Genomic DNA, 18,415 nt, shown 5'->3' on the forward strand with positions numbered 1-18,415 from the left:
TCCTTATATAGTTAACCGATTTGGATGAGAATCTGTTTCCAGACAGCACTTTCATCAAGTAGAGTAAATTCTCTGCGTAGGCCCCAAGGTCCAAACTCTGCATGGCTGATTCCCATGATGTGAACGTCTTTTCCTGTAGGCTTTCCAAACATGCCGTAGCCTTCATGCTTGCCTTGTAGCGACCAGCGAATCGCAGCGCGTGGTGACATCATTTCGTCATTGCGACCAATACGGTGATGAATCTTGAATTCCGCGTTCGGAAATGAAGAGCGCAGTGACATCCAAAATTGGTCGATTTCATTATGAGAAAGCGCAGTTTGTCCACCTGTGTATTCACCGATACAAGCTCGGTCGTATTCTTTTGGTATGACTGAGAACTCAGCGCTCATTACACGGCGCAGTATGTCTTCATAACGCTGACCGTATTCATTGTCATTTCCTACACCAAGGTAAGGGCCTTGAATGTCGACTTGGGGAGTGAAAGGGAAGGGGCATTGCTCAACGCCACCCTCTATTTCGATTTGTTGACGAGCGTACTCTTCTGACGTCATACCCAGTTGGTTTGCAATCGCAGCGATGTCTCGGATCATCCACTCATCATTGATTTGGTTATTGATGGCATGGCAGTCAGCGATGATTCGAAACTTAAGTGTTTTGTTTGTGGCTTTGCCAAATACACCATCATTAGTATGAGTAGCTGTAGAAATGATTCGGTGTGATGAAAGCATGCCTTGCTCAGGAGTCCCTGACCAAATAACGTCTTCACCCAATAAGGTACGGTTCGGAAACTCGGCTAGTGTGCCCATGGTCGCGCTGATGACCTTTTCGTTTCCCTTGGTGATGAAGAGTGGTGTACGGACGATAATGTCAGGTGAGTAATAGTTATGTAGGGTACTCAGACCCCGATCTTCCCAAATTTCTTTCGTGATACCTAATATGTAATCCGGAAAATCTTGCCATTTAGAATCAAAGCCAACCATAGCCATTAATCACCTCCTGATGCGTCATAAAATTAGTTATTGGATTGTTTTTGGTTACGTATCCAATATTGCCTTTTGTTATCACTGTGTCAATGAGGTGTTTTGCATATGTTTCTTTATTGTGGGTTGGATCTGTTTTTTAACAACTCTCAAAATACGGTTCTCAGTAAGATAATTGAGTAATGGTTCCATATTTATCGAGTGTATATGAACAAGATAATTCGGTTTAAATGTAGTGTGTATCTATCTAAATAATTGTATTTGTTTGCATTATATTGATTTGGGTGAGGTGAGCATTAAACCAGAGAATGCTCTGTGACGATTTGTTATATCGAAGTCATGACGAGAGAAAATTTAGAGTAATGATTCTTATGCGATGGATATTTACTTGAGTTGTTAATTTTTTTGTTTAGATTTTTTTGATTAACAATGAATTCGCATGCAACGATAAGTTTGGGAATGGTTGGATTGAAAAAGCCACTCAAAGATGAATATTGAGTGGCCTTGTTGATGGGTGCGCTTAAGACAATAATTCTGGAAGGAACAGTGATATCGCTGGCACAAAGGTGATGATCATCAAAGCGACGAGCATGGCACCAATCCAGCCTAAAATCTCCCGAGACAAGGATTCAATCGGCACGTTACCTACTTGGCTAGCCATAAATAAGTTGGCGCCGAGTGGGGGAGTGACAAACCCGATGGCTAAGTTCACGATCATCACGATACCAAAGTGGATTGGATCCATGCCTAATGCGGTCACGATAGGCAGCAGGATTGGAGTTAAGATAACAATGGCCGCTAATGTCTCCATGAATGTACCGACGATCAGTAGCAGTGCGGTGATACATAGCAAGATGAGCAGTTTGTTTTCCGTGATAGAGAGTATGAACTGTGCGATTTCAGTTGGAAGACGCTCAAGCGTCAGGATTCGACCAAAGGTAACTGAAGCGCCTACAATCACAAGTACTGCACCTACCAATAACGAAGATTCTAAAATGATCTTCACGACCTTTTTGGAATCCAGCTCTTTGTAAACAAACATGCCGAAAAACAAGCCGTATAACACACCAATCGCGGCTGATTCAGTTGGCGTGAATATACCAGAGTAGATACCACCAAGAATGATTACGGGTAATAGCATTGCCCAAATTGCTTCTTTGAGTGCTGCCAGTCGCTCAGGCCATGTTGCTTTCTTATCGTTACCTTTGTAGCCGCGAATTTTAGATACGATCAAGCAATAACCGATAAGTACCAAGCCAACTACTAGTCCAGGTACGATACCCGCCATGAACATTTTGGTTACAGAGACTTCTGCAGTAATGGCGTATACGATCATCACAACAGACGGTGGAATAATTACCCCGATACCGCCAGAAGAAGCGATCAGTGCACCGGCAAAGCTTCGGTCGTAACCTTTTTTAACCATAGATGGAATCATGGTTAAGCCAATAGCCGCAACGGTTGCTGAACCTGTACCTGAGATGGAGGCAAAGAACATACACGCAACGATCGCCACAATCCCTAAGCCACCAGTGAAGTGTCCAAAGAAGACTTCAGCAACATGCAAAAGACGTTTTGATATACCGCCTTGGCTCATTAGGTTACCGGCCAATGTAAAGAGAACAACAGCCAATAGTGGGAAAGAGTCTAGGCCTGTCACCAAGCCCTGTACTAAAAACTCAACGTTTAAGAAAGGCAAACTCAATATAGCGAGCATGCTGGCGCCAGCGAGGGCAATGCCAACGGGAACGCCAATAAGAAGCAGTAATCCGAAACTGCCAAATAACAAAGCAGAGGTCATAAGCTTAGCTCCAACAAACGGTTAGATGTGCGGTGTTTTGCCTTCAAGTGGCGGTAACGGTGTTGCGTGAGTCGAACCGACTTTGGTGAATAAGCAATGACTGAGATACGTTTGTTGATGCTGACTACCAAACGTATAGAACTTAATACCGCACAAACAAGTACAGACGCATATAGGCAGGCAATCGGGATTTCCATTGCTGGAGCGATTTGGCCCAGTTTCAGGCTTCGACCAATCACTTTGAAACCAAACCAGGCAACGGTACAGCTGAAGGCAAGGTAGATAAGGTCTGAAAGAATCAAACTGTAGTGGGTTAGATTACCCGGTAGTTTGTCTATGAATAGGCGAATGCGAATATGTCGATCATCACGAATACAGTAGCTGATGCTTAAGTACATCGCCCAAACGAAAAGGTAGCGGGCGAGTTCTTCAGCCCAAGCGATTGAGGCATCGAATAGACGCAATGCTATCTGTAAACAGAGTAGGGCGGTCATCAGCGAGATAGAAAGTACGATCAGTGTTGGTTCGAAGTATCGGTCGAACAGGCGAAACCATTTCATACGTAACTCCAAAGAGTGTTGAAAAGGGCATTGAATGCCAATGAATACACGACAGCTCAGACCTAGGACACCGTTTATTGAGTGCACTGAGATCTGAGGTAACGATTGTTAGATCGTTAAAACGGTTTGTCGGTAACAGGTGATAGATGACAAAGGTACGAACTACAGATGTTCGATCTCTGTAATCACGCTGTCGAATAGCGCTTCACCGGTTTTACTGCGCAGTTCTTGGTAAACCGCTGCATTCATCTTTTCTTTCATCTGAGCACGAACGTCGGTTGGCACTACGTTTACTGTCATGCCTTTCGCTTCAAGTTCTTTAATGACTTCTTGGTTCTGTTTAGCCGCGAGATCACGCTGTACTGCGATGGTTTCTTGGCTTACTTCATTGATTAGAGTTTGCTGATCACTCGGTAGAGAGTCCCAGAACTCTTTATTCATGAACAATACGTAGTTAGTGTAAATATGGTTGGTTAGCGATAGATACTCTTGAGCTTCGTAAAAACGCTCTGCATAGATGGAGTAAACCGCACTTTCTTGTGAGTTGATTAAGCCTTGCTGTAGCGAAGTGAAGATCTCACCCCAAGAGAGTGGTGTAGGCGCTGTGCCGACTGATTTCCAAGCACTGATTTGTGTTGGGTTTGACGCCGAACGAATTTTTAAACTATTAAGATCTTCAATACTTTCGATAGGTTGCTTGTTGTTGGTGATACTACGAAAACCAACCTCCATGAAACCTAAGCCATGAAAGCCTTTTGATTCCATTGACGTAAGAAGTGGTTTGCCGATTTTGTCGCTGTCCAATGCCTTGTGTGCTTGTGCTTCATCTTCAAATAGGTAGAAAACATCAAGTACGTTGAACTCAGGTACGTAAGGTGACAGCAACACCGATGCACCAAAGGTCATCTGTAAGTTGCCTTGCTGGACAAGCTCTGTGGTTTCACGAACATCACCGAGCTGTCGAGCTGGGTAGATCTCCACTTCAAGTTCGCCGTTAGAGCGAGCTTCAAGTTCTTTTTCAAAGTGCAGCATCGCTTTATGTACGGGTGAAGTTTCTTGGCTATCGTGAGCAAGACGAATCACATTGCTTGCAAACGTATTCATGCTAGATAGGGTTAAGCCGAGGGCAGTTATCGAGGTAAAGATTGCGCGTTTCATTGTTCTTCCTTTTTCATCACATGACTTTTTATGTGCATTCATTCGAGTCATGTTGGTCAGTGGGTTTTTATTCCGCACTTCATATCCTTATTTTGCATACGAATCCAAAATATAAACACACAACTAACAAGTCAATAACAAATCCATAAAAGTGATAAAGAAGTTAATTCGAATAGACGAAATTTTAGGCGAGGTCACAGAAAGAAGCCCTAATATGATATTAGGGCTTCTACTCTAAATTGAGTGGCGTTTTGTTGATGGGAAAACAGCGGATTTAACAAGTTGGCGGTGGGACTAAGTTGGCTAAACCTTTTATGAACTTAGTGATGTACTACCTCGTTCCACTATAATTCCGGGTTCCAATAGGTAAGTCCCTTTGGCATCGGTATTCTCATTGATACGTTGCATCAAATCTCCCACAGCACTCTGTACTATCTTGTCTACTGGTTGCGCAATAGTCGTAAGATCGTAACTCGGCCATGCGGCCATTGGGATATCATCCACGCCCATGACGGCAAAGTCTCTCGGGATATGGCAGCCAAGCTTTCTAAGACCATCCATGACACCCATGGCAAGGATATCATTAGCACAGAACACGGCGTCAGGTTTTGATGTGTGTTCCATCAGCTCTTTCGCTGCCTCTAATCCAGCCTCAAAACTGTATTTTGCATTGATGAAGATAGGTGAAGCTGCTTCACGTGTTTTTACGGTTTCAGAGAAGCCTAACCAACGTTTGTCACTGGTCATTGAGCCTGCATCACCACTTACATAAGCCAGCTGTTTGTAGCCTTTATCAAGTAAATAATCTGCTGCTTGCGTGCCAGCTTGCTGGTTGTCTAGGCCAGCGCTGTTCGCATTGACACCTTCGGTATAGCGGTTGATGAGGCTTAAGTGAACACCAAACTTTTCACATTGTGCAAACGCACGAGAGGTCAGGCGGCTTGTGGCGATGATCAAGCCATCAACCTGATATTCAATTGCTCGTGAAATGGCGAGATCCAAGTCGTCTTTGTCGATAGGGCAAAGGACAACTTGACCGCCGCGCTTTTGAATTTCCATCGCGAGTGCACGAGATTGCAAGTCGTACATTGGGTTTGATTCGCTATCAAGTGCGATTGCCACTAACCCTGAACGATTGGAAATAAGGCTGCGAGCGATCGCATTTGGCGTGTAGCCAAGCTTGGTCGCGGCATCCATAACCATTTTACGCTTCTTCTCACTAATGCTCGCTGTCGGACTGAATGCCCGAGAAACAGTAGACTGAGAAACGCCAAGCATTTTGGCAACATCAATAGAGGTAACTTTCGCTTTTATGGTGAATCTCCTTATATCGCGATAAATCCAAGCGCCACCTTGAATAGGTCAACAGGCCCTAATGAGCAAGGTTTGATAATTACAATACGTGTAACATTTGAAATCACAAAGAAAATTTATGAATTCATGACGGCTTGCTCATTTCGAAAGCCATCAATGATCATTTTGTGTTCAGAACCGACGCAAAAGAAGTTAACGCCGAGCTCTTTCCAGTGACGAGCCGCTTGAGCATTTGCGACAAACATACCAACGGGCTTGTTAACCTGTTGAGCTGCTTTGATTATTTTGATACTCGCTTCTCGCACGCATTCATCATTCATATTTTCAGCACCGTAAGACACGGCTAAGTCTACTTGCCCAATGAACAGGGCATCAACGCCTTCCACTTTTGCGATTGATTCAGCATTTACCACACCTTCTGGATCTTCAATTTGCGCAATTACGACTGTGTCGCTTTTGCTGTCTTTCAAGTGACTTGCCATTGGTTTGGTTGTGTATTTTGCTGCGCGGCTTGAGCCTGCATAGCCTCGACCACCTTCACCATAATGGGACATCTTCACTAGTTTTTCTGCTTGCTCGGCGCTGCATACGTGAGGGATCTGGATTCCTGTCGCACCGCAATCTAACGCATTCAATATGGTCGATGGCTGGCTATCTTGAACTCGAACTACGCAAGGGAGCTGATTAGCACGCGCAGCAAGAATACAGCTATCCAGTGTCGATCTATCAAAAGGGGCGTGTTCCGCGTCTAGCACAATGAAAGGGAGTTCTGCCAACGCCAGCACTTCAATGATGTGTGGGTGAGGGGTTTTAACAAAAGTCCCAAGTAGCTCGGTGTTGCTTAGTGTGTTCTTAAAGTTATCCATTACTTTTTATTCTCCATTACTTTTCGTTCGCTTTTGCAAAGGTATGCAAAACTTAACATGTGTTGTTGTAAAAAAGAGTAAAAACAATGTGATCAATGCAACATAAATTGACTGTGTTTTAATCCGATTGGCATCGTAACTAACCGTTGATAAAAGATTTTGTCATTTGAAACAATAACTTGAGATTGATTTTCTAAGTTGAGAAATGAATTTGCCAAGTGTTAAAAAAATGTTTATGTTTGTTTTGCATTCGTATCCAAAATTATACAAAACACAGAATAAACTCTGTTAAAACCAATAATCAGCAAACACTAGGCATACGCCACAAGGAGAATTACGCATGGCTCGCATTCTAAAACACGGCATCACTGAAGAAGCATCAGCATCAAACAACGCGCAAGTGCGCCAAACGGTAGAGAACATTCTTTCTGACATTGAAAAGAAAGGTGACAGTGCAGTTCGTGAGCTTTCAGAAAAATTTGATAACTGGTCTCCGGAGCAGTTTCGCTTAACAGATGAGCAAATTCAGGCATGTGTGGACGCATTGGACGAATCAACCAAGCACGATATTGAATTTGCACAAACACAGGTTCGTAACTTCGCTCAGATCCAACGTGACTCAATGCATGATGTAGAAGTAGAGACCATGCCGGGTGTTGTACTGGGCCACAAAAACGTGCCAGTAAACAGTGTTGGTTGTTATATCCCAGGTGGTAAGTACCCATTGGTTGCATCAGCGCACATGAGTGTTCTTACTGCGAAAGTGGCTGGTGTGAAGCGTGTGATTGCTTGTGCTCCTCCTTTTAATGGTCAACCAAATGTGGCAATTGTTGCGGCAATGGCGATGGCTGGTGCGGATGAGATTTACTGTTTTGGTGGCGTACAAGCGGTAGGTGCGATGGCTCTTGGTACAGAAACGATTGCTCCAGTAGATATGATCGTTGGCCCTGGTAACGCATTTGTTGCAGAGGCAAAACGTCAGCTGTTTGGTCGTGTTGGTATCGACTTATTCGCTGGCCCAACAGAGACGCTTGTGATTGCAGACGAAGAGGGATGTGACCCTGAATTAGCAGCGGCGGACTTACTTGGTCAAGCTGAGCACGGTTACAACTCTCCAGCGGTACTGCTAACCAATAGCGAAACTTTTGCAGAAGAGACAGTAAAAGAGATTGAGCGTCAGCTAACGATTCTTCCTACTGCTGAAGTGGCAGGTAAGGCTTGGGAAAACTACGGTCAAGTTATTGTGTGTGATAGCTACGAAGAAATGGTTGAAGTAGCAGATGACATTGCTTCTGAACACGTACAAGTAATGACAAAAGATCCTAAGTACTTCCTAGATAACATGACGAATTACGGCGCATTGTTCTTAGGTCGTGAGACGAACGTTTCTTACGGTGATAAATGTATCGGTACTAACCATACTCTGCCAACAAACAAAGCAGCGCGTTACACCGGCGGTCTGTGGGTTGGTAAATTCATTAAAACATGTACTTACCAGCGCGTAACTGAAGCGGCTTCACTAAAAGTCGGTGAGTACTGTTCACGTCTATGTGCACTAGAAGGTTTCGCTGGTCACAAAGAGCAAGCAGACATCCGCGTTCGTCGCTACAAAGAAAAATCGGTAGAGGCATAACATGACAAAACTCGCCTTAGTTACAGGCGGCAGTGGCGGCATCGGTGCCGCCATATGTCACAAATTAGCGCAATCGGGCTATCGCGTTGTATTTACCTACAACAGCAATGAGGTTGCAGCTCAACAGATCTTGGACAGCTTGGAAGGTTCAGGCCATGCCATGTATCAACTGAATGTTGAAGACAGTTCTGCGATTGGCGCTTTGGCCGAGCAAGTTAAAGAATCGTCGGATTCATTAGACTTGCTAGTGAACTGTGCAGGTATGACGAAGTTTGTCGCGCACAACGATTTAGAGTCCTTAAGCGACGATCTGATAGACAAGATTTTCCGTGTCAATGTTCGCGCTCCATTTGCGATGGTTCGCGCGTTTGAACCTTTACTTCGCAGCGCTAAGGGTTGCGTAGTAAACATTACCTCGATTGCAGCGCAAACGGCTATGGGTAGCAACGTGGCGTACTGTGCGAGTAAATCAGCGGTTGAAAACATGACACGTTCATTAGGACGCGCTTTATCTCCAGATATCCGAGTACTCGCTGTTGCTCCTGGCTTAGTGGATACCGAATTTGTTAAAGGGTTAGATGATGAATGGCGCAATGCACAAGAGCAGTCAACACCGCTTAAACGATTAGCGAGTGACGAAGAGGTTGCCAACGCCGTTTATGCAGCTGCAGAGCTACTGACATTTTCAACTGGTAACACCATCGCAGTCGATGGTGGAAGACCGCTAGGTTAGGCAAGAAGGAATTTAGAATGACCCTACAAAATACAATAAATAACAATCTCGTTCGTTACATGGAGCTTATCCCAGGCACGAGTGCTTTCATTGATGCACGTACACCGGGAAGCGACTTAAAAGACAACTTCTGTATCATCGGTGCTGGTGTGGCTGAAAGCAGCCGTCAACATGTTCATATCCGTGAAACAGCAGGCTTTAACATTGGTGCAGCGGGTCAGCCACCTGGCATCAAGAACTCTTTGCACTCTCATCACACTGCTGAGCTATTCGTGGTTTTCAAAGGTCAGTTTAGATTCTACTGGGGCAACGAAGGTGAACACGAAGCGGTATTGTCGCACGGTGATGTTATCTCGATTCCAACTAACCTGTTCCGTGGCTTTGAGGTTGTAGGGCGTGATTACGGCTTTATGTACTCTGTGTTAGGTGGTGATAACTCGGGTGGTGGCGTAGTTTGGCACCCAAGCGTGATTACTGATAGCCAGGGCTACGGCTTATATCTAAAAGCTGACGGCACATTGGTTGATACGATTGACGGTGATGTTGTGCCAAATCAATCTGATCTGATGCCACTATTATCGGAAGAAGAACTGAGCAAGTTCGATACGTATACGGCTGAACAGATGATGCCTTTCGTTGCTTTAAAAAAGGATTACCGAGAAATCTCGGGCGACTTTGACAAGCCTGGTGTTAAACAGTTTGCATTAACAGGCCACCCATCTGCGAGCTATGATTTCCAAGTTAAAAGCGTTGATGACGTGAGTATCTTGGCTTACGAGTTAACGGAAGGGGCGAGTATTCCTGTTCACCAACGTGACGAAAAGCAGGTGTTGATTAACTTTGAAGGCGATACTTTGCTTAACCTGGTGAAAGATGGCGAGCAAGCTCAACTGGTGTTGACGACTGGCGACGTATTTAGTGTACCAGCAGGTGCATCGTACAGCCTAGAGAACCTAAGAGGCACAAGCTTCACTTACGTGGTATTGGGTTCTGACCAACCACAAACACTGCAAGGCAACTAATGATGAAACCAGAATTACCACTGTTATGGTTACCTGGTTTGTTATGTGATGAAGCGTTGTTTCAAGACGTCAATAAAGAGCTGCCCGATTGGGTGGCTCCTTTTACTTGTGACTTGGGAACCGACACATCCATGCAAGCCTTGGCGAGTAAAGTGCTAGAGAACGCCCCGGAAAGTTTCGTGCTTGGCGGTCTATCTATGGGCGGTATTCTTGCGTTTGAAGTCTTTCGACAGGCGCCACAACGCGTGAAAGGCTTAATCTTAATGGACACCAATTCCGCAGATGAAAAGCCAGAGGTGTCGGAGAAAAGAAATGCTTTAGTCGATAAAGCAAAAGCAGGGGAGTTTGAGTCAATAACCCCTGACATCTTAATGCCAGTGCTCATTCATCCGAACCGGTTAGCGAACCAAGAACTGACTCAAAGAATCACGCAAATGGCGAATAACATCGGCATGGAAAGGTTTGAGGCTCACGCTCAGGCATTGGCGACTCGTCCTGACGCTAGACCATTACTGGCGGACATTCAGGTTCCGACGTTGATCATTACAGGTAAAGATGACCTGTTATGTCCAATTGATAATCACCTGTTAATGGCAAGACATATCAAGCAGGTATCACTTCATGTCATTCCGGAGTGTGGTCATTTAGCGACGATGGAACAGCCTAAGATCGTTGCGCAGCATATTCGTAGCTGGTTTGAAGCCAGTCAGCTGTGATTCTTAATAGTGAGCTGGCGAAGTCACTTTTCATGTCGAGTATGCAATATAAAGTGCAGTGCGCTTTATATTGCTATTGCCTCTGCACCTAAACATGAAAAGCCGTTGTTGATTTATGAGTCGCTTTCAACCTGATCAGCCACAAACTCTACAAACCTATCCCTGAGTGGGTTGTCACTCTCTCCATTCCAGATTAACCCGACAGGCCAAGTCGCGTGTTCACCTTCTAACGCAATGAATTCCACATCGGTGTTACTAATGTACTGCGCACTGCTGGGTACGATGGTGAAACCGATATTGGCCGAAACCAAGGCAAGCAGGGTGAGGATATCATCGGCTTCTTGTGTCTTAGATAAGTCGATTTTATTGGCAAGACAATATTGTTGAATCTGTCTGTCTAATCCGGGGCCACGGTGCTGAGCCAATTTTAGATAAGGCCATTTCGATAACTCAAAGAGAACCTGATCGTTACCTGGCGCTTGCTTGAGAATATCTTTGTGAACCGCAATCACAAGCGAATCATTGAAAAGCGTTAGGCTCTTTAAATCCGAGGAGTCGGGTATTCGATTGAAGCTGATATCGAGTTCATGGCTCAATAGCTCGTCGGTCTGCTGCTTAGACGGTGTGTCATTTAAAGTGACATGAACGTCTGGGTATTGCTGTTTATAAGCCGCAATCAGCTTGGGCGCTTCATGATAAGTGGACACGCCAAAGCCTATGTTCAAATGTCCCTGAGTTCCTTTCACCACAGAGCCTGAAAGCTGCTCAAACGCCTGCATTGAATGAACCAAACGTTGGGCTTCGGGTAGTAAGGTTTTACCTGCGTGTGTCAGTTCTGCGCCGTTCCTGCCGCGAGAAAACAGACTCGCTCCTATATTGGATTCCAGTCGTTGAATCTTTTTGGTCAGTGCCGACTGAGTAATGTAGAGCTGCTCTGATGCCATACGATAATTGCCCGACTTAGCCAACTGACAAAACGCCTTCAGTAAATCAAATTCCATTCCGAATGCTCATTGAACTAAGAATATCTTTCATTATATGGAATTGAATCGATTTTTTATACTGAGTTCATACCAAATCAGATAAAGCGAAATTTGAGGACGAATAATGAAAAGAGACATCAAAGTAGCGTCGGTTCAGTTTAACCATCATGCAGGCGATAAGGCGTATAACTTGTCGGTGATAGGTCAATACGTTCAACAAGCTGCGAAGAGTGGTGTGGAGATCATCAGTTTCCCAGAGATGTGCATCACTGGCTACTGGCATGTGTCTGCTTTGTCGCGAGACGAGATAGAAGCGCTAGCGGAACCTGTGCCGAGTGGTGAATCGACTCAAAATCTGATTGCACTGGCAACACAGTTTGGCATCAGTGTTGGGGCTGGTTTGATAGAGCAGGGTATGGATGGCGAGTTATACAACACTTATGTGTTCGTGATGCCCAATGGAGAAGTTCAGAAACACCGTAAACTGCACACCTTTGTGAGCCCACATATGAGCAGCGGCGACCAATACACGGTGTTCGATACGCCCCATGGTTGTAAAGTCGGTATCTTGATTTGTTGGGATAACAACTTGGTCGAGAACGTACGAATTACTGCATTGAAAGGCGCTGATATATTGATTGCGCCACACCAGACGGGCGGTTGTCAGTCACGTAGCCCGAATGCAATGAAGCGAATTGACCCAGATTTATGGTTTAACCGAGATGAAAACCCAGAAGCGATTCGTGCTGAAATGCAGGGTAAGAATGGGCGCGAATGGCTAATGCGTTGGTTGCCTGCAAGAGCGCACGATAACGGTATGTTTGTGGTGTTCAGTAATGGTGTCGGCGTTGATATGGATGAAGTGAGAACCGGTAATGCGATGATTTTGAGCCCTTATGGTGAAATCATCACCGAGACGGACAGCGTTGATAACGATATGGTGATTGCAGAGCTAAAAGCCGAAGAGTTGGATATGTGTACTGGCAGGCGCTGGATTCGTGGTCGTAAGCCTGAACTGTACCATTCACTGACGCAGTCGCTAGGTCATGAATTGGACCCACACCAAGCGCGCTTTGCAGAGAAGTAATGTTGTAAGCTCAGGTGAAAAAGGATGTATTAGTAGCGGTTAAAAGGGTGGGGAAGTTGAAAGAGAAGTGAGGGTTTCTGATGTAGTCTACCCACTTAAATCATGTTTAAGTGGGTAGACTATTTACACATCAAGTATCGAGCATCTAAGTTCTATTCTCAGTGTCTTGTGTGAGAAGAAGTTAGCTCTGATGCACGTAACTGAGCAACGGCTTTCGCTAGTTCTAGCTGAGCTTGTGCAAAGTTAATGTCTATGTTGCCCTTGTTGATGTTCTCTAGAGCGGCATATTTCGCTTCTTCTGCGCGAGCGCGGTCAATGTCTTTACCATGCAAGGCCGTGTCGGCTAATAACGTAACCACATCCGGCTGAACTTCCAGCATCCCACCAGAGACATACAGCACTTGGCCTTCTGATTTAGGGTCTGTAACAAACACGGTTACGCCCGGTTTGATCTTACTGAGAAGCGGGGAGTGACCGGGGCGGATCCCCAGTTCACCGTCAGCGCCAGAAACGGCTAGGGCGTACGCTGGACCTGAAAACAGCGTACCTTCCGCACTTACAATATTAAGTTGAAATGTATTATCTGTAATTCCGATAGCCATGGTGCACCTGCCTCTTAGAGTGATTTTGCTTTGTTAAGCACTTCGTCGATAGAGCCACAGTACAAGAACGCTTGCTCTGGGATATCGTCATATTCACCGCTCAATAGACCTTTAAAGCCTCTTAGTGTTTCGCTTAGCGGTACAAAGACACCTTTCTGACCGGTAAACACTTCGGCTACGTGGTAAGGCTGCGTTAAGAAACGTTCAATCTTACGAGCGCGAGATACGGTCTGTTTGTCTTCAGTAGACAGCTCATCCATACCAAGAATCGCGATGATGTCTTTTAGCTCTTTGTAGCGTTGCAGCGTTGTTTGTACTTTTTGTGCAATGTCGTAGTGCTCTTGGCCTACGATCAGCGGATCTAACTGACGTGACGTTGAATCTAACGGGTCAATCGCAGGGTATAGACCCAGTGCCGCGATGTTACGAGACAGTACAACGGTCGCATCTAAGTGAGCAAAGGTTGTTGCTGGCGATGGGTCAGTCAAGTCATCCGCAGGTACGTATACTGCTTGGATAGAGGTGATAGAGCCTTGTTTTGTTGACGTGATACGCTCTTGAAGTACGCCCATCTCTTCAGCCAGTGTTGGTTGGTAACCTACTGCTGAAGGCATACGACCTAGCAGAGCTGATACTTCTGTTCCCGCAAGCGTGTAACGGTAAATGTTATCAATGAACAACAGTACGTCACGACCTTCATCACGGAAGCGCTCAGCCATAGTTAGGCCTGTAAGTGCTACACGTAGACGGTTTCCCGGTGGCTCGTTCATTTGACCGTAAACCATGGCTACTTTGTCTAGTACACCTGCTTCTTTCATCTCGTAGTAGAAGTCGTTACCTTCACGAGTACGCTCACCTACACCGGTAAACACAGAAAGACCTGAGTGGGCTTTGGCGATGTTGTTGATAAGCTCCATCATGTTGACGGTTTTACCTACACCAGCACCACCGAACAGACCAATTTTACCACCCTTAGCGAATGGACAGATAAGGTCGATAACCTTAACGCCTGTTTCTAGAAGCTCAGTGCTGTTTGCTTGTTCTTCATAAGAAGGGGCTTCACGGTGAATCTCGTAGTTTTCTTTCTGACCGATTTCACCACACTCATCGATAGGTTGACCAAGCACGTTCATGATACGGCCTAGCGTTTCTTCGCCGACAGGAACCGTGATTGGAGAGCCTGTGTTTTCAACCGTTAGGCCACGACGTAAGCCATCTGACGTACCCATTGCAATACAACGAACGATATTGCTACCCAGTTGTTGTTGTACTTCCAATACTAACGAGCTTGCTTCGTCGCTAGTCACTTTCAATGCATCATAAACGCGTGGGCTGTTGCCGCCGCTGAACTCGACGTCAACCACCGCGCCGATTACTTTAACTATTTTTCCAACACTCATTCTTAAATCCTCAAATTCTGTTCTTGACCCAGTCTTTTCTAGCCCTAGACAGCTTGGGCACCTGAGACTATTTCACTCAGCTCTTGGGTAATGGCAGCCTGACGCGCCTTGTTGTAGACCAACTGCAAGTCATCAATGAGTTGGCCTGCGTTATCAGTCGCCGCTTTCATAGCGACCATTCGGGCTGCTTGCTCACAGGCAATGCTCTCAACAATGCCTTGATACACTTGCGATTCGATGTATCGATGTAACAGTTCTGAGAGTATGTCTTTGGGTGCTTGCTCATAGATGTAGTCCCAACGACGCGCTTTTTTAGGCTCACCACCTTCCTCAGAATCCGAAGGGTGGGGGAGCAACTGCAAGGTCGTTGGCGCTTGAACCATGGTGTTGACGAACTGGTTGTAAACGAGATACAAGCTATCGATTTTACCTTCGTCGTAATGCCCGAGCATCGCATTCACCGTACCTAAGATGTCTTCTAACTTAGGTGTATCGCCAAGACCTGACGTTTGTGCAATAACGTTGCCGCCGCGTTGGAAGAACGAGATAGCCTTAGATCCCACTAAGGTTGTTTCTACCTCGACTCCCTTGGTGCGCCATTGCTCCATTTCTTCTAACACTTTCTTGAACAAGTTTGAGTTCAAGCCACCACACAAGCCGCGATCGGACGAGATAATGATGTAAGCGACACGCTTAGGTTCACGCTGTTGCAGGTAAGGGTGCTGGTACTCCAGGGAACCCGATGCAACATGAGAGATAACTTTTCGCATGTTCTCGGCGTAGGGGCGAGTTAGCGTCATGTTGTCTTGAACCTTGCGCATCTTACTTGCTGCAACCATTTCCATTGCGCTAGTGATTTTCTGAGTGTTACTAACACTGGCTATCTTGGTGCGAATTTCTTTAGTACTTGCCATAATCTGCTCCTATTTGTTTTGATTTCCAGCTAACAAACCGGAGCACTTACCAAGCTTTCATCCCAACAAAACCTTCTAGGATCTCTTTAAGAGCACCGTCGATTTCGTCATTGTAATCGCCTGTCGCGTTGATTTTTTCGAACAACGCAGGGTTCTGACCTTTGGCATAAGCAATCAGCTCTTCTTCAAAACGGGCAATGTTGTTTAGCTCAACACCGACCAAGTAGCCTTTCTCTGCTGCGTAGATAACCGTTGCTTGCTCAGCGACTGACATTGGAGAGTATTGTTTTTGCTTCATTAATTCGGTAACACGCTCACCATGGTCTAGCTGTTTGCGCGTCATCTCATCTAAGTCAGAAGAGAACTGAGCAAAGGCCGCCAGCTCGCGATATTGAGCTAATGAAGTACGGATACCACCAGACAGTTTCTTGATGATCTTGCATTGCGCCGCACCACCCACACGAGATACCGAGATACCTGGGTCTACTGCAGGACGTAAGCCTGAGTTAAACAATTGGGTTTGAAGGAAAACCTGACCATCGGTGATTGAGATTACGTTGGTTGGTACAAACGCTGATACGTCACCCGCTTGAGTTTCAATGATCGGAAGCGCCGTTAATGAGCCAGTTTGACCTTTCACTTCACCGTTAGTGAACTTCTCTACATACTCTGCATTCACTCGTGCTGCACGTTCTAGAAGGCGTGAGTGAAGGTAGAATACGTCGCCAGGGAAGGCTTCACGACCCGGTGGGCGTTTCAATAGCAATGAGATTTGACGGTAAGCAACGGCTTGTTTTGATAGGTCATCATAGATGATCAGCGCATCTTCACCGCGGTCACGGAAGTACTCACCCATAGTGCAACCGGCATAAGGTGCTAGGTATTGAAGTGCTGCAGACTCTGATGCTGATGCCACGACTACGATGGTGTTTTTTAGCGCATCGTGGTCTTCGAGTTTACGAACCACGTTAGCGATAGTGGAGGCTTTTTGGCCAATCGCCACATACACACATTTGATGCCAGAATCTTTCTGATTGATGATCGCATCGATAGCTAACGCTGTTTTACCCGTCTGACGGTCACCGATGATAAGTTCACGTTGACCACGACCGATTGGCACCATGGTATCAACCGCTTTATAGCCAGTTTGAATTGGCTGATCAACAGACTTACGTTCGATTACACCGGGTGCAATCACTTCTACAGGGTCGAGTCGGTCACAACTTACTGGGCCTTTGCCATCGATTGGCTCGCCTAATGTGTTCACAACACGGCCAAGAAGACCGTTACCGACGGGGACTTCCAAGATACGACCTGTACCTTTCACTTTCATACCTTCAGATAGGTCAGTGTAGGGGCCCATAACCACCGCACCTACTGAGTGCGTATCGAGGTTAAGTGCGAGTGCGTATTTGCCACCTGGTAGCTCAATCATCTCGCCTTGCATAACATCAGCAAGGCCATTGATTGTGATGATGCCATCACGAACCGATACGATAGTGCCTTCATTGCGAGCCTCGGTGCTCACATTAAATTTCGAGATACGTTCTTTGATTAGATCGCTGATTTCATTTGAATTTAATTGCATAATTGTTACCTATCTCGCGTGAAGTTGATGAGCCAATCGGTCAATTGATGTGTTTAAAGAACCATCGATAACGGTTTCACCCGCCTTGATGACCATTCCACCTACTAACGTGTCATCAATAACCTGCTTCATTTCAACCTGACGCTCTAATTTCTTCTCAAGTGCAGCTGTTAGTGACGTAACTTGATCTTGTGTCAGCATTTCTGAACTGGTGACAGTGACAGGCACTACACGTTCATGTTCGTCCTTTAGCTCGCAGTACAATTCAAACAGGTCTCTTACAACAGAAAGGCGGCCGTTCTCGGCCAAGACTCGAATAAGATTAATGACGTGGTCATCAACGAGTCCTTGGCAAATATGAATGATGAGGTTTGCCAGCTCTTCTGTTTGGTGTGTAGAAGCACCTTCTGCTGAAGAAATCTGACTAGCGATCGTTTCTTCTTCCGCGACAGCCACAAGAATGGACAGCATTGAGTGCCACTCTTGTAACTGGTTTTCACCTAAAGCAAATTCAAACGATGCTTTGGCGTAGGGATGAGCAATATTGGTGTAATCTGACATATTGCCTCTCCTTAGAGTTCGCTAATCATTTGGTCAACTAGCGCTCGGTTCGTTGCGGAATCTAGGTTTTTGCTAATCAGTTTCTGTGCACTTTGAATTACTGCGTCTGCCATATCTGCCTGAAGTTCACGGCGTATCTTTTGGCGTTCGCCTTCTAGCTCAGCTCTACCTTGTTCTAAGATGCGTGCCTTTTCTTGCTCGGCTTCTTGTTGCGCTAAGCTGATGATTTCATTGCGGCGTTTTCGGCCCTGTTCAACCAGTTCAGTCACATCTTTTCTTGCATCTTCGATGAGTTGCGCGCCATTTGATTTTGCTAGTTCTAGCTCTTTCGCAGCGTTCTCTGAGTGGCGTAAACCATCAGCGATTTCTTTTTGGCGCTCGTCTAACATCGCGGTGAGAGGGGGCCATACATATTTCATGCAGAGCCAAACAAAAATCACGAATGAGATTGCTTGTCCAAACATGCTTGCATTTAAGTTCATACCTTCCTCACTAAA

Annotated in this window: 18 protein-coding genes; 5 read left to right on the top strand and 13 right to left on the bottom strand. The window is 45.6% G+C overall.

What is annotated here, in order from left to right; genetic code table 11:
* Positions 1-11 precede the first annotated feature (11 nt).
* The 6 genes from ACED41_RS12410 to ACED41_RS12435 all read right to left on the bottom strand — a co-directional run bounded on the left by ACED41_RS12410 (position 12) and on the right by ACED41_RS12435 (position 6,679).
* Entirely contained in the window at positions 12-986 is a 975-nt protein-coding gene (locus tag ACED41_RS12410) for a nuclear transport factor 2 family protein (protein ID WP_371725060.1), read from the bottom strand.
* Positions 987-1,500: 514 nt separating this feature from the next.
* Positions 1,501-2,781 carry a TRAP transporter large permease gene (locus ACED41_RS12415; RefSeq protein ID WP_371725061.1) on the bottom strand — a complete coding sequence of 427 codons (1,281 nt, stop codon included), beginning with the start codon at positions 2,779-2,781 and terminating at the stop codon, positions 1,501-1,503.
* Entirely contained in the window at positions 2,778-3,341 is a 564-nt protein-coding gene (locus ACED41_RS12420; RefSeq protein WP_371725062.1) for a TRAP transporter small permease, read from the bottom strand. Before ACED41_RS12420 ends, ACED41_RS12415 begins: the two co-directional genes overlap by 4 nt.
* Before the next feature lie 162 nt (positions 3,342-3,503).
* A complete protein-coding gene (locus tag ACED41_RS12425; protein ID WP_176679831.1) occupies positions 3,504-4,499 on the bottom strand; it encodes a TRAP transporter substrate-binding protein in 996 nt (331 codons plus the stop codon).
* Between the two features lie 312 nt (positions 4,500-4,811).
* Entirely contained in the window at positions 4,812-5,777 is a 966-nt protein-coding gene (locus ACED41_RS12430; protein ID WP_371725063.1) for a LacI family DNA-binding transcriptional regulator, read from the bottom strand.
* A 152-nt stretch (positions 5,778-5,929) separates the two neighbouring features.
* Positions 5,930-6,679, bottom strand: a complete 750-nt coding sequence (locus tag ACED41_RS12435) for an HpcH/HpaI aldolase/citrate lyase family protein (protein ID WP_371725064.1) — start codon at positions 6,677-6,679, stop codon at positions 5,930-5,932.
* A gap of 340 nt (positions 6,680-7,019) precedes the next feature.
* Between ACED41_RS12435 and hisD the strand changes: the two genes are divergently transcribed.
* Genes hisD through ACED41_RS12455 form a run of 4 tightly spaced genes read left to right on the top strand, consistent with a single transcriptional unit; the run spans position 7,020 to position 10,783 of the window.
* Entirely contained in the window at positions 7,020-8,312 is a 1,293-nt protein-coding gene (gene hisD / locus ACED41_RS12440; protein WP_268664687.1) for a histidinol dehydrogenase, read from the top strand.
* Between the two features lies 1 nt (position 8,313).
* Positions 8,314-9,045, top strand: coding sequence for an SDR family NAD(P)-dependent oxidoreductase (locus ACED41_RS12445; protein WP_371725065.1), 732 nt, complete (start codon positions 8,314-8,316; stop codon positions 9,043-9,045).
* A 17-nt stretch (positions 9,046-9,062) separates the two neighbouring features.
* On the top strand, positions 9,063-10,067 hold the full coding sequence (locus ACED41_RS12450; protein WP_371725066.1) for a cupin domain-containing protein: 1,005 nt from the start codon (positions 9,063-9,065) through the stop codon (positions 10,065-10,067).
* Positions 10,068-10,069: 2 nt separating this feature from the next.
* On the top strand, positions 10,070-10,783 hold the full coding sequence (locus ACED41_RS12455; protein WP_371725084.1) for an alpha/beta fold hydrolase: 714 nt from the start codon (positions 10,070-10,072) through the stop codon (positions 10,781-10,783).
* 113 nt (positions 10,784-10,896) lie between these two features.
* On the opposite strand, the gene ACED41_RS12460 is transcribed toward ACED41_RS12455, so the two are convergent.
* Positions 10,897-11,784: a LysR family transcriptional regulator gene (locus tag ACED41_RS12460; RefSeq protein WP_371725067.1), complete on the bottom strand. Its 888-nt coding sequence runs from the start codon at positions 11,782-11,784 to the stop codon at positions 10,897-10,899.
* A 106-nt stretch (positions 11,785-11,890) separates the two neighbouring features.
* On the opposite strand from ACED41_RS12460, the gene ACED41_RS12465 reads away from it, so the two are divergent.
* A complete protein-coding gene (locus tag ACED41_RS12465; protein WP_371725068.1) occupies positions 11,891-12,853 on the top strand; it encodes a nitrilase family protein in 963 nt (320 codons plus the stop codon).
* A 158-nt stretch (positions 12,854-13,011) separates the two neighbouring features.
* Here ACED41_RS12465 and ACED41_RS12470 read toward each other — a convergent pair whose 3' ends face one another.
* From ACED41_RS12470 to ACED41_RS12495, 6 genes are read right to left on the bottom strand one after another with little or no spacing between them, the layout of a single operon-like run.
* Positions 13,012-13,455 carry a F0F1 ATP synthase subunit epsilon gene (locus tag ACED41_RS12470; RefSeq protein WP_017060844.1) on the bottom strand — a complete coding sequence of 148 codons (444 nt, stop codon included), beginning with the start codon at positions 13,453-13,455 and terminating at the stop codon, positions 13,012-13,014.
* A gap of 14 nt (positions 13,456-13,469) precedes the next feature.
* Entirely contained in the window at positions 13,470-14,855 is a 1,386-nt protein-coding gene (gene atpD / locus ACED41_RS12475; RefSeq protein WP_017060843.1) for a F0F1 ATP synthase subunit beta, read from the bottom strand.
* Between the two features lie 44 nt (positions 14,856-14,899).
* Entirely contained in the window at positions 14,900-15,769 is an 870-nt protein-coding gene (gene atpG, locus ACED41_RS12480; protein WP_017064727.1) for a F0F1 ATP synthase subunit gamma, read from the bottom strand.
* 46 nt (positions 15,770-15,815) lie between these two features.
* Positions 15,816-17,357, bottom strand: coding sequence for a F0F1 ATP synthase subunit alpha (gene atpA, locus ACED41_RS12485; RefSeq protein WP_017060841.1), 1,542 nt, complete (start codon positions 17,355-17,357; stop codon positions 15,816-15,818).
* A 9-nt stretch (positions 17,358-17,366) separates the two neighbouring features.
* Positions 17,367-17,918: a F0F1 ATP synthase subunit delta gene (locus tag ACED41_RS12490; RefSeq protein WP_017060840.1), complete on the bottom strand. Its 552-nt coding sequence runs from the start codon at positions 17,916-17,918 to the stop codon at positions 17,367-17,369.
* A gap of 11 nt (positions 17,919-17,929) precedes the next feature.
* Positions 17,930-18,400, bottom strand: coding sequence for a F0F1 ATP synthase subunit B (locus ACED41_RS12495; protein ID WP_017060839.1), 471 nt, complete (start codon positions 18,398-18,400; stop codon positions 17,930-17,932).
* Between the last annotated feature and the right edge of the window lie 15 nt (positions 18,401-18,415).

It is taken from the genome of Vibrio sp. 1F255, assembly GCF_041439145.1.
Classification (GTDB): Bacteria; Pseudomonadota; Gammaproteobacteria; order Enterobacterales; family Vibrionaceae; genus Vibrio; species Vibrio crassostreae_C.

Bases quoted from the DNA above. Each gene is read 5' to 3' on its own strand.
- ACED41_RS12410 (WP_371725060.1), bottom strand. From the start codon at position 986: ATGGCTATGGTTGGCTTTGATTCTAAATGGCAAGATTTTCCGGATTAC.
- ACED41_RS12415 (WP_371725061.1), bottom strand. From the start codon at position 2,781: ATGACCTCTGCTTTGTTATTTGGCAGTTTCGGATTACTGCTTCTTATT.
- ACED41_RS12420 (WP_371725062.1), bottom strand. From the start codon at position 3,341: ATGAAATGGTTTCGCCTGTTCGACCGATACTTCGAACCAACACTGATC.
- ACED41_RS12425 (WP_176679831.1), bottom strand. From the start codon at position 4,499: ATGAAACGCGCAATCTTTACCTCGATAACTGCCCTCGGCTTAACCCTA.
- ACED41_RS12430 (WP_371725063.1), bottom strand. From the start codon at position 5,777: ATGCTTGGCGTTTCTCAGTCTACTGTTTCTCGGGCATTCAGTCCGACA.
- ACED41_RS12435 (WP_371725064.1), bottom strand. From the start codon at position 6,679: ATGGATAACTTTAAGAACACACTAAGCAACACCGAGCTACTTGGGACT.
- hisD (WP_268664687.1), top strand. From the start codon at position 7,020: ATGGCTCGCATTCTAAAACACGGCATCACTGAAGAAGCATCAGCATCA.
- ACED41_RS12445 (WP_371725065.1), top strand. From the start codon at position 8,314: ATGACAAAACTCGCCTTAGTTACAGGCGGCAGTGGCGGCATCGGTGCC.
- ACED41_RS12450 (WP_371725066.1), top strand. From the start codon at position 9,063: ATGACCCTACAAAATACAATAAATAACAATCTCGTTCGTTACATGGAG.
- ACED41_RS12455 (WP_371725084.1), top strand. From the start codon at position 10,070: ATGAAACCAGAATTACCACTGTTATGGTTACCTGGTTTGTTATGTGAT.
- ACED41_RS12460 (WP_371725067.1), bottom strand. From the start codon at position 11,784: ATGGAATTTGATTTACTGAAGGCGTTTTGTCAGTTGGCTAAGTCGGGC.
- ACED41_RS12465 (WP_371725068.1), top strand. From the start codon at position 11,891: ATGAAAAGAGACATCAAAGTAGCGTCGGTTCAGTTTAACCATCATGCA.
- ACED41_RS12470 (WP_017060844.1), bottom strand. From the start codon at position 13,455: ATGGCTATCGGAATTACAGATAATACATTTCAACTTAATATTGTAAGT.
- atpD (WP_017060843.1), bottom strand. From the start codon at position 14,855: ATGAGTGTTGGAAAAATAGTTAAAGTAATCGGCGCGGTGGTTGACGTC.
- atpG (WP_017064727.1), bottom strand. From the start codon at position 15,769: ATGGCAAGTACTAAAGAAATTCGCACCAAGATAGCCAGTGTTAGTAAC.
- atpA (WP_017060841.1), bottom strand. From the start codon at position 17,357: ATGCAATTAAATTCAAATGAAATCAGCGATCTAATCAAAGAACGTATC.
- ACED41_RS12490 (WP_017060840.1), bottom strand. From the start codon at position 17,918: ATGTCAGATTACACCAATATTGCTCATCCCTACGCCAAAGCATCGTTT.
- ACED41_RS12495 (WP_017060839.1), bottom strand. From the start codon at position 18,400: ATGAACTTAAATGCAAGCATGTTTGGACAAGCAATCTCATTCGTGATT.